Annotated in this window: 2 protein-coding genes; one reads left to right on the top strand and one right to left on the bottom strand. The window is 68.8% G+C overall.

All coding sequences use genetic code 11. The features are described 5' to 3' along the window. Nucleotides 1-120: 120 nt before the first annotated feature. Nucleotides 121-4437 (bottom strand): ricin-type beta-trefoil lectin domain protein, encoded by a 4317-nt coding sequence (locus ACWGKU_RS20250; protein WP_452179784.1) that lies wholly within the window; start codon nt 4435-4437, stop codon nt 121-123. Nucleotides 4438-4847: 410 nt separating this feature from the next. Here ACWGKU_RS20250 and ACWGKU_RS20245 point away from each other — a divergent pair, with 410 nt between their 5' ends. Next, nucleotides 4848-12140, top strand: a complete 7293-nt coding sequence (locus tag ACWGKU_RS20245; protein ID WP_452179785.1) for an RHS repeat-associated core domain-containing protein — start codon at nt 4848-4850, stop codon at nt 12138-12140. The last annotated feature ends 14 nt before the right edge of the window (nt 12141-12154 follow it).

Raw genomic sequence — 12154 nt, 5'->3', positions numbered from 1 at the left:
TTCGCCTTGTTGGGCTTGTTTGCTCTCGCATCCGCCCCGGCGGCCGGGGGCCGGCTTCGGGGCGGGGCCGGGGGCGCGGTGGGCCCCCGCGGGCCCTGTCACCCGCTCAGAACCCGGAGGTCAGAAGCGCGGCGGAGCGGGAAGCACGGCCGACTGCAGCATCGGCATGCTCCACTGCTGGTTCGCCCCGTAGCCGCAGCCCGCGATCTGGAGCCGCGTGCCGCTCGCCGCCGGCCCGCCGGGGAGCTCGAAGCACTTGCCGGAGGCCGGGTGGAACAGCGCGCCGTTCGCGAGCGGGATCCACTTCTGGGCCGTCGTGCCGTCGCAGGTGTGGTACTCCAGCTGCGTGCCGTCGGACGTACCGGCGTTCACCGTGGCGATGCACCCGCCCTTGACCCGGACGGTGCCGTCGTTCCCGAACGCGAGCTGCTGCGCCTCGCTCCCGTTGCAGTTCACCAGCATGATCGGGTTGCCGTTGGCGGTGCCCGCGTTGACGTCGTCGACGCACATGCCCGCGTCGACGCCCGAGCGGACGACGCTGGTCGCGCTCGGCGCGGTCGGAGCCACCGCGAACGGGTAGACGGCGGTGCTGCTGATGGCTCCGTCGAAACTCGTGGACGGCTTGGACTGGTACCTGTACCGGCCCAGTGTGAACGGCCCCGAGGACGGCGGGCTGGTGCTGGCCCGGTGGACCTTGGTGCCGGCCAGGACACCGTCGACGTAGAGCGCCATCGCCCCGGTCTCGGCGTTGTAGGAGGCGGTCAGCCGGGTCCAGACACCGGGTCGGGTCTGGGCGGCGGCGTTCTCCGTGTCGGTGTAGTCGTAGGACCAGGTGTCGTCGTCCGTGTACGCCAGGCCGAAGTGCCAGTTCTTGCCCGCGCCGTCGCTGTAGAGCAGGAAGTTGCTGGCATGCGCGGTCTCCTGGCTGGCGACCACGCCGCCGGCCGCTCCGGACAGGACCCAGGTCGAGACGGTGAAGCTCTTGCGGGTGTCGACCACCGGCCCCGTCATGGTGACGTTCGAGCCCGCGCCGGGGTTGAAGTAGCCCACGGTGGCCGGCCGGCCGTCCACGGTCTCCGGGCCCCAGCCGACGTTCGTGGCCGACCCGTTGGTGCGCGCCTGACCGTCGCGGACGGTGTTGGTGCCGTCGTGCGCGGCCAGCCAGTTGCCGGCAGGGCGGTTGAGGTTGCCGAGCGCGACCGGAGTCTTCTCCAGTCCGGTCACCGTCGGGCCGCTGTTGACGTCGGCCGCCTTGGCGCCGAGGCCGGCCCAGGCGACCAGCTGGTTGTTGGTGTCCACGGCCCAGAGGTCCGGGATGCCGTCACCGGTCACGTCGCCGTTGGAGCCCACCTTCGGGTACAGCTTGGCGTCGGCGCCGTTGGCCAGCCAGCCCTTGGTGGGGCTGGAGAAGGCGGAAGCGTCGAAGGTGTTCCCGGGCGCCGGGGCCAACTGGTAGGCGTGGATGGTGCCGTCGAATTTCGAACGGGCCCACAGGGTGGGGATGTTCGTCCCCCTGGACGGGCCGGGGGTGATCAGGTCGTAGTAGTCCCAGTCCTGCTTGTCCTTGGCCAGGTCAGGCTCGGAGAGCAGGACGATGGGTCCGTCGAGGTGCTTGTTGCTGTCCTGCTGGCCGAGCCACAGCCGACCGTGTTCGATGAAGAGCAACGAGGAGTTCGGCAGGCCGGCCATGTTGGTCCCGGGGTTCCTGGGCGTGTCGCCGGTGGGGGAGCCGAACGCCGCGATCTGAGTCACCGCGGACCAGTCGGTGCCGTTGCCGTACGTTGCACAGTCGATCGGTGTGTAGTTGGGCAGGATGCATGAGTGGCTCTTGGACAGCTCGTATGCCGCTTGGCCGTCGAGATGCCCGACCGTGTCGTCATTCGTGTACAGGTAGAGCTTGCCGGCCCCCGGGGCATGGGCGACCAGATCGTCGACGTTCCGATCGCTGAACGAGCCCCGGTGGGTGATCTGGACGGTGCTCCAGTCCTGGTTGCCGACTGCACCCGGCGCCGAGGCCGGCTTGGTGTTCGGCGCCGCGTACGGGTCGGCGTTCGCGCCGACCAGGCGCAGTGAGCCGGTGCCGTCCGGCAGTAGGACGTCGGCCTTCCGGTCACCGTCGATGTCGCCCATGACCGGGTCGCCCGCGGCGGGGTTGCTCGGCACGAAGAAGGTGTACGCGACCGGCTGGGACATGTTGCCGGCGTTGTCCTGGGTCTGCAGGTAGAGGAAGTTGGTACCCCAGTGGTTGGCGGTGTACTTCAGCTGGAAGCTGCCGTCGCCGTTCATCTTGACGACGTTGCCGCCGTCGTTGCAGTTCCAGCCGGTGGCCGCGGCCTGGACCGGGTCGTTGGTCCAGCGGGCGCAGGCCAGGCCGGAGGAGCGGCCGCCGGTGGCCGGGGCCGGGTCGGTGCCGGTCAGGGTGAAGGCGCCCTCCTCGCCGACGCGCTTGGGGTGCCCGCCCAGGGTGCCCGACTCCGGGAAGTCGGTTGAGGTGACGCGGGCGGTCGGCGGAGTGCGGTCGATGCGCAGGAAGCACATCCGGCTGTTGTCGCTGGTGAGCGTGCCGTCGGTGGTGGCGGCGAACCAGCCGTACTGGTGGCCGTCGATCAGCGACCCGACGCTCGCGTACTTGGGGCCCGAACTTGCCGCCCAGCCGGTCTCGTAGAGCTTCGAGGATCCGTTGTCGTCGTCGTCCCAGATCTTGAACGAGGTCCAGAGCTGCTCGCCGGTCGGTGACCAGGTGTCCACGCTCAGACCGATGTCGGTGTTGATCCCGACCCAGCCCGGGTTGTCCCACGGATTGGCGGTGCCGGGGGTTTGGCACTTGTCGGACACCGCGTCACGGGCGAAGCCCGGCGACGGGTTGGTCCCGGGGTCACCGATGTGGGGCGCGATGTCGTACTTCACGACGATGTGAGGGTTGTTGGCGAACCGCTGACGGTAGTATTTGTTGTCCTCGTCGTCGGGCGCGAACATGAAGGTCCAGCCGTCCCAGTGCTCGCGGGCGGCCTGGACCATCTGGCTCTGGACGTCGAACTCCTTGCCGCCGCCACCGGAGATCCAGTTCGTGCCGACCTTGGAGCAGTTCCATGGCTCGGGACAGGGCTGGGCATTCCAGCGCGTCCATGTATTGATCGGGTTGCTGTTGGCCGATCCGGTCGAGTAGAGGCCCATCGGAGTGGGGGTTGAGGGGCTGGACGACTGTGCGACGGTGGCGTAGAGCTTGGCGGTGAGGACGGTCGAGTCCCAGAACGCCGAGTTCAGACCCACCTGGAAGTAGGCGCGTTCCTTGCCTTCCTTCTCGCAACGGTTGTTCGCGTTGATGTAGCCGCAGTAACCGGCTGCGGGCGTGTCCTGGCCGAACTTCGTGCCGTTGTACTCCGGCGTCTCCGGGTAGGCGGACTGTACCTGGGCCCAGGCCTGGGTGCCGTTGTCGACGCTGGGGTTCCAGCCCGGGTCGATGAACCAGGGGCCGGTGCCCTGCCCGAGGAGCGAGGCGTCCGGAACCAGGTCGATGCCGCCGCCACTGACGGTGGTGGCGATCGTTGCGGTCCGGGCACCGGGCCCGGGGGCCTTGCTGTCGGACCCGGCCGTTTCCGAGGCACCGTCCGCCGCAGGTGCGGCGGCGGACTTGACCGCGGCATCGGGCTGCGCGGCCGGGGCCGTGGACGAGTCCCACATGACGGGCGCCGGGGCGGTGAAGCGGGGCTTGCCGGAGGCGTCCTCGGCCGACAGGTTTCCGTTGGTGTCCGCCTTGACGGTCAGTCCGTCGACGGTCGTGTCGAGGTGCACCTTCTTGATCTTCGGATCGGCCGCCGCCTGTGCGGTGCGCACGATCAGGACCTGGCGCCAGCCACCGGCGGGGGTGGCGCTCAGTTCCAGGTCGACGTCGGGCAGCACAGAGCGGTAGAGCGCGCTGCTGCCGGAGAGTTCGGGCTTCGGAAGGGTGAACGGCGCCTTGATCGACAGCTTCTTGCCGTCCGCCGTCGCCATGGTGGCCAGCGGACCGCTGCCGCCTCCGGAGAAGGTGAGCCCGGAAGGCACGGCGGCGGGCGTGAGCGTGCCGTCAGTGTTGGTCCGCAGGGTCGCGTCCACGGCGCGCCAGGTGCCGTCGGCGTTCTTGACCCGCTCCACCACGGGGGAGGAGTCGGTGGTCAGCGTGCCGTCCGGATTGGCCGTGGTCTGGCTGCCGCCCGTGGTCATGGAGTCGACCACGACGGGCTTCCCGGTGCTCTTCGCCTTCGCCTGGGCGGCGAGTATCGCCGCTGTCTGCGCCGAGCGGGAGTCGGGTTGCCCCTTGGCGGGGGGCGTCGGCCACGATGCGTCGGCGGGGCCGTGGTTGCGGTCGGCGGGGGCCGCCGCCGCGATACCGGGGGCCACCAACAGCCCCGCACCGAGCGAGAGGACGGCCGTGCAGGCGAGTGGCAGGAGGGCCACGCGGAATGTCCGGATTCCCATAGGCCGCCTGGAAATGGAAGGAGATGGAGGATGTGATCTTGACATGAAGACCCCCTCGTCATTGGTGATGTGAGCAGAGATCGGTCGCACGCTGCCTTCACATTCGCTGCACTGTCAAAGCGTTTTGTCGACAAGGTGTCCGAGTTGTCGGGGGTGGTAACGCAATGCTCTCAGTGTGATGCTGATCACATATTGTGCTTTTACTTCTTTCCTACCTTTGATCGGTCGTGTGCGCCTAAGGTGCCGGGGGTCCGGGCCGGTCCGATCGGCCCGATTCAGGGCTCAGCGATCTGTGGGGGGATCAGTTGTCTCGTTCTGCCCGCCTGTTCACCCGCCCGCGAAGTTTGCGGGTGGCCGTGGTGGCGGCTCTGGCCGTCACCATGTCCGTGGTGACACTCCCTTCGGTGGAGGCGGTGGCCCAAGCGGCCGCCCCGCCCGAGGTGTGGGTGCCGCCGAATACGCCGGTCCCGGAGACCCAGCCGGTGAAGGGTGCCGATGGCAAGCCCGCCGGCCATACTCCGGACCCGGGCAAGAAGTGGTCGCCGCCGGCTGACTCCAGCCCGCCGGCCGGCCGAGCTACCGCCGTCCTCGGCGGTGCCGGTGCCGGTGCCAGCGCCGCCATGGCGCCGATGGCGGCTGACGCGACGCCGACCTCGGTGCCCGTCCAGGCCGGTTCGCTGCCGGTCTGGGTCGCCCCGGCGCCCGGCCCGAAGCCGGCCGCCCTCGAAGCGCCCGCGGCCAAGGAGGTCTCGTCAGCTCTCCAATCCCCGGCGCTCCAGATCGAACTGGCCGACCAGGCCCGGACCAATGCCGCGGGTGTGAACGGCGCCCTGTTGGGCGTCACCGACACCGGTGAGGGCGCTCAGGCCGGCCGGGTCCAGGTGGGGATCGACGTCCAGGCCTGGGCGAAGAACGCCGGGGCCAACTGGGCCTCGCGGGCCCGGATCGTCCAGCTGCCCGGCTGCGCGCTGACGACTCCAGGGGCCGCCGGCTGTGACACGCGCGTCCCGGTGCCGTCGCACCGGGACGGTTCGACCGGCCGCCTGGTGGCCGAGGTCGACGTTCCGCAGTCGACCACCCCCGCCGCCGCCAAGTCCTTCGCCTCCGGGGCCTTCGGGGGCCCGGCCACCGCCTCTCCCACGGTGGCGCTCGCCGTCGAGGCGGATGCCAAGGGCAGCGGCGGTGACTTCACCGCCTCGCCGATCACCCCGTCCGCCTCCTGGCAGGCCGGGGCCAACGCCGGCAACTTCACCTACGGGTACACCGCCGAGCTGCCCTCTGCGCTGGCCGGCCCGGCCCCCGACGTCTCGTTCGGCTACGACTCCTCTGCGGTGGACGGCAAGACCGCCTCCACCAACGCCCAGCCGTCCTGGATCGGCGAGGGCTGGGACTGGCAGTCGGGCTCCATCGTCCGCGCCTACAAGGGCTGCAAGGACGCCGGGATCGACAAGTCGGGCGACCAGTGTTGGGGCGGCGACCTGCTCCAGCTCTCGCTCGCCGGCCACGCGGGCCAGCTGGTCAAGGACGACAAGTCCTGCGAGTGGCACCTCCAGGGCGAGGACGGCACCAAGGTCGAGCGGCTGACCGGCCAGAACAACGGCGCCTGGAACGGTGAGGCCTGGCGGATCACCACCACCGAGGGCACCCAGTACTACTTCGGCGCCAACCACCTGCCCGGTGGCGATGGCACGGACCAGGCCAGCAACTCGGTCTCCACCGTGCCGATCTACTGGCCCGGCGGCCAGGACCCGTGCCTGAAGACCGGTTCGCCGGCCACCAACTCCTGGAACCAGATGGGCTGGCAGTGGTCGCTGGACTACGTCGTCGACCCGCACCAGAACCTGATCACCTACCGGTACGACCAGGAGCAGAACTCCTACGCCCGGGGCGGCGGCCAGAACAACGGCAACGGCACCCGGACGCAGTACCAGCGGGCGAGCTACCCGACCTGGGTCGGCTACGGCCAGCGCCTGCCCGACCAGATCGCCGCCAAGGGCAAGGCCAACCCGGCCGCCCAGGTGTGGTTCCGCACCGCCGAACGCTGTCTGCCGGACAAGGACTTCAGCTGCGACCCGTCCCTGCGGACCAAAGCCAACGCCAAGCGCTGGCCGGACACCCCGATCGACCAGAACTGCGACGCGACCGGTGACTGCGCCGTCTACTCGCCGACCTTCTGGACCACCAAGCGCCTGACCAAGGTCGACACCGAGGTCTGGGACGGCGCCACGTACCGGTCGGTCGACTCCTTCGCCCTCAACCAGTCCTTCCAAGACCCGGGTGACGGCACCTCTCCGTCGCTCTGGCTGGACTCGATCCAGCGCACCGGCACCAACAACCGCACGCCCATCACCCTGCCGGCCGTGTACTTCCAGCCGCTGCAGATCGCCAACCGCGTCGCCGGACAGATCGTCCAGCCGGACGGCACCTCGGCCTCCGTCGAGCCGTACAAGCGTCCGCGCATCCAGAAGATCACCACCGAGACCGGTGGCCTGATCAACGTCGTCTACCGCCCCGCCGAATGCTCGCGCGAGGCCAGCGGGAAGATGCCGGTGTCGGAGGACGGCAACACGATGGCCTGCATGCCGGTCAAGTGGTACCTGCCGGGACAGACGGCACCGGACCCGGTCAACGACTGGTTCAACAAGATCATCGTGCAGTCGGTCACCCAGCAGGACTCGGTCGCCGGCGGCCAACCCGCGGTCGTCACCGACTACGAGTACGGCGGCGGCGCGGCCTGGCACCGCAACGACTCCGAGATGGCCGACGCCAAGACCCGTACCTGGGACCAGTTCCGCGGGTACGCGACGGTCACCACCCGCAGCGGTAGCGGCAGCGACGTCGAGGCTCCCCGCACCAAGGCAGTCGCGACCTTCCTGCGCGGCATGGATGGTGACGTCCTCGCCAACGGGACGACCCGCCAGGTGTCCGTGACGGACGCCCACGGCGGCACCATCAAGGATGAGAACGTCCTGGCAGGATTCATCCGGGACTCCGCCAACTACACCGGCGACAACGGCGAGCTGCTCTCCACCGTGGTCACCGATCCCTGGCTCGGTCCGATCAAGGCGACCCGCAACCAGTCCGGCGGCATGCCCGCGATTACCGCCCGGGCCGTCAACGCCCTGAAGGTGACCACCCGAGAGAAGCTGGCAAGCGGCACCTGGCGCACCAGCGAGCGCTCCACCACGTACGACTCGACGTCGCTCGCCCGTCCGCTGACGGTCTACGACAACGGGGACGTCGCCCACCCCGAGCAGCTGCTCTGCACCTCCTTCGAGTACGCCACCGGCCCTGGCGACGTACCGACGCAGTTGGCCTCGCACACCCTGGTCCTGAAGGGCGCCTGCGGCCAGACCCCGACCAAGGACAACACGGTCGCCGACACCCGGGCCTACTTCGACGGCATGGGGCTCGGTCAGGCCGGTGCCAAGGCCGAGCAGACCTCGACCGAGGTCTTGGAGCGCTACGACGCGGCCGGCAAACCGGTCTACCGGGCCACCGCCCGAGCGAGCTTCGACGACTACGGCCGGGTCATCAGCACCGTCGACCCGACTCGCACCGACGCCGCCCACCCGGCCGGCGCCGAGACCAGGACCGCCTACTCGCCGGCCACCGGCCAGCTGCCCACTCAGGTGACCCACACCAACCCGCTGGGTTGGCAGACCGTCAGCACGCTCGACGTGGGCCGCAGCTCGGCGCTCAAGATCAAGGACGAGAACGGCCGGATCAGCGAGCAGGAGTTCGACTCCCTCGGCCGTGCTGTCGCGGGCTGGAGCCCCGGCAACGAGCGCGCGACATACCCCAACCGTCCCGACCGCAAGTTCTCGTACTCGGTCAACGGTTCCAACGCACCGTCGCAGGTGCTCACCCAGGCCCTGATGGGCAACCGGGAGGGCCTGGAGGAGACCTACACCTCCAGCTTCACCATCTACGACGGCCTCGGCCGAATCCGCCAGACTCAGGCCAGTCCCCCCTCGGGGGCCACGGGCCGCATGATCACCGACGCGCTGTTCGACTCGCACGGTTGGCAGATCAAGACCAGCGCCGCCTACTACAACGACCAGGCGCAGCCCAGTGGTCAGCTCTTCCTGCCCAACGGCGGTGTGGAACCGGACGGCAAGATCCCGTCCCAGACCGTCCAGAAGTACGACGGCATGGGGCGGGTCGTCGACTCGATCTTCCAATCCTATGGCGTCGAGCAGTGGCGTACCCACGCGGACTACCTCGGAGCCGATGAGGTCCGCAGCACCCCACCGGCCGGCGGCTACGCCACCGCGACCGTCGCGGATGCCCGCGGTAACACGGTCGCCCTGCGCCAGTACAAGGCCAACACCCCGACTGGTGCGTACGACGAGACCACCTACGGCTACACGCCGGAAGGCAAGGAGAGCTGGCGCAAGGACGCGGCCGGCAACCAGTGGAGGTACGAGTACGACCTGCTGGGCCGCCCGGTGAAGTCCACCGACCCGGACTCGGGCACCGGCACGACGACGTACGACGACAGCAAGAACCTCGTCACCGTCACGGACTCCCGCGGCAAGAGCGCCACCAGCGTCACCGACCTGCTCGGTCGCAACGTCGCGGCCTACGAGGGCACGGCGATCGACTCGACCAAGCAGGTTGCCGTCTGGACCTACGACAGCCTCGCCAAGGGCAAGCCGACCTCCTCGACGCGGTATGTCGGAGGAGCGACCGGAGACGCGTACGGGTCGGAGATCACCGGCTACGACATCGGGTACCGCGAACTCGGGGCCAAGACCACCATCCCGGCAGTGGAGAAGGAACTCGCCGGCGTCTACCAGACCGACAACACCTACGACAACGCAGGCCGCCTGGCAACCACGACGATGCCGGCCGTGGCCGGCATCGGCAGGGAAAAGCTGACCTTCGCCACCGACGTCGTCGGTCAGTTCGGAGGACTCACCAGTAGCTTCGGTTCCGCCAAGTCGACGTTCGTGGCCGACGTTCGATACGACCCCTACGGTCGGCCCTATCGCACCACTGTCGGTGGCGCAGGTGCCCAGGTGGTGGCCACCATGCTGATCGACGACGCCACCGGCCGGGTGACGCGTTCGATCGTGGACAAGCAGACTGCCGAGACGGCGCACGTCGACTCGGTCGACTACACCTACAACCCGCTGGGCCAGGTCACGTCGGCCCGCAACGCGCAGGACGGTCAGGTCGCCGACCTGCAGTGCTTCACCCACGACTACCTCGGGCGGCTCACCCAGGCCTGGACCGACGCCGGCACCCAGACCACCAAGCCGCAGCCGAGCGTCCCCGGTGTCGGCACCTGCACCAACCCCGACGGTCCGTCGGTGAGCGGCGGCAAGCCGAGCGTCGGCGGCCCGGCCCCGTACTGGCAGCAGTACGTGTACGACCTCATCGGCAACCGCACCAAGCTGGTCCAGAAGGACGTCACCGGCGACGCGAACAAGGACGTCACCACCACCCAGACCTTCGGCACCGGCCCCAACACCCCGTCCTCCGACCCGAAGACGGGCGGAGGCACGGGCGGTCCGCACGCGCTGATGAAGTCCACCCAGACCGGCCCGGCCGGCAGCGCGGTGACCTCGTACACCTACGACGCGGCGGGCAACACCACCTCGATCACGGACACCCCGGGCACCAGGGCGCTGGCCTGGAACGCCCAGGGCAAGCTCGACCAGATCACCGGCACCGGCCAGAGCGGCGGGACCAATTACCTCTACGACGTGTCGGGCAACCAGCTGATCCGTCGCGAGGCGGGCAAGGCCACGCTCAACCTGGGCGCGGACCAGATCACTCTGGACACCACCACCAAGGTCGTCAGCAACGTCCGCAGCTACGCGGCGCCCAACGGCCTGTCCATCACGCGCACCACGACCAACGGGACGTCGAAGCTGGCGTACCAGGGGGCGGACCCGCACGGCACCAACGGCGTCCAGTTCGACTCGGCGACTCTCGCCCACGTCCGCCGCCCCACGGACCCGTTCGGCAACGAGCGCGGCACCCAGCCCGCGGCCGGTGTCTGGGCCGGGGACAAGGGCTTCGTCGGCGGTACCAAGGAGAAGTCGACCGGCTTCACCCTCCTCGGTGCCCGAGAGTACGACCCCAGGACGGGCCGCTTCATCAGCCCCGACCCGATCATGGACGCCGGCGATCCCCAGCAGTGGAACGCCTACGCGTACGCCAACAACAGTCCGATCAACAAGTCGGACGCCAATGGTCTGAGGCCCACCTGCGACACACCGGCCGAGTGTGACGGCCTCGCGGCCGTCATGGACAACGGCCACGGCGAGTCCTTCGTCACCCCTGCGGGGGCGCTTCCCGGCCCGCCTGCGCAGCAGCCCACGAAGGATGAGCGGGCCGCAGGCCAGGCGCTCGACGCCGCGCACAAGAACCTCAACGAGTCCAAGCGCAAGCGCGACGAGCTCGTGCACAAGGTGGTCGACATCGTCGGCGACCTGATCGGCTTCAACGACGCCCGCGACTGCTTCACCAAGGGCGACGTGATGGGCTGCATCAACACTGCCCTCAATGTGATGCCCTGGGGCAAGATCGCCCAGGCGGTCAAGGCCGGGATCAAGGCTTTCAAGATCTACAAGGAGATCGAGAGGGTCTACACCGCCATCCGTTCCGGCGAACGCGCTGCCAAGGAAGCCGAAGCCGCGTACGTCACTGCCACAACGGCTGCTGCGGAAGCCAGAGCAGCGGAGAAGGCGGCAGCCAGGGCAGCAGAAGAAAAAGCAGCAAAGCAAACAGCAGCCGACGCGGCGGGAACAGAGTCCAAGGCAGCCAAGGCCGAGGCGGACTCGCCCAGCCTTGAGAAGTGCAATAGCTTCCCGGCCACAACCCTGGTCCTGATGGCGGACGGCAGCACCAAGCCCATCGGTGATGTCCGCGACGGCGACGTCGTCATGGCGACCGACCCACAGACCGGCGAAGCCCGACCTGAGACCGTCACCACCACCATCACCACCCCCGACGACAAGGACTTCACCGACCTCACCTTCACCGACGACGCCAGCCCCCGGGGCCCGCCGGCCGCCGACCAGGCGAAGATCACCTCCACCTATCACCACCCTTACTGGAGCGAGACCCGCCAGCAGTGGGTTGACGCCGGCGAACTCACCCCCGGCGAACAGCTCCGCCAGCCTGACGGCACCACCCTCACCATCCAGTCCGTCCGCAACTACCCGTATGCCGTCACCACCCACAACCTCACCGTCAACCTGCTCCACACGTACTATGTGCTCGCGGGGGCCACTCCGGTCCTGGTGCACAACTGCTCCACTGCGGATGAACGGGCGCATGCCAGAGCATCGGAGAATGCTGCATATTCCAGCAGGCCGGACGTTGCTACCGGCGGGTACCTCTGGGTTCAGGGGCACGGAGAGTTTGACCTGGCTTCCGATCGGCTCCATCCGTTGATCAGAGCCAACATGGGCGAGATTCCTGCTGCGGCGAGCCCTGGCGGCGGTAAGTTCTTTGGATCGCATGTCGAGGTTCAGGCGGCCACTATCATGAGGATTCTGGCCAAACAGTCGGGATCCGGGGGTTTGACTGGCCGACTGATGGTTTCAAAGCCTGGCGGGCCATGCGGTTTCTGCGCGCCAAACGTGGCAGGAATGTTGCCGGGGAGCTCATCGCTAGCGGTCCGATCTCAGCGCGGGCAAGTTTTCAGTGAGGTACCCTTCTGATGCATTCGCCAAGG

The sequence above is a fragment of the Kitasatospora sp. NPDC054768 genome, from assembly GCF_053612025.1.
This window is presented reverse-complemented; position numbering and strand designations above follow the sequence as displayed.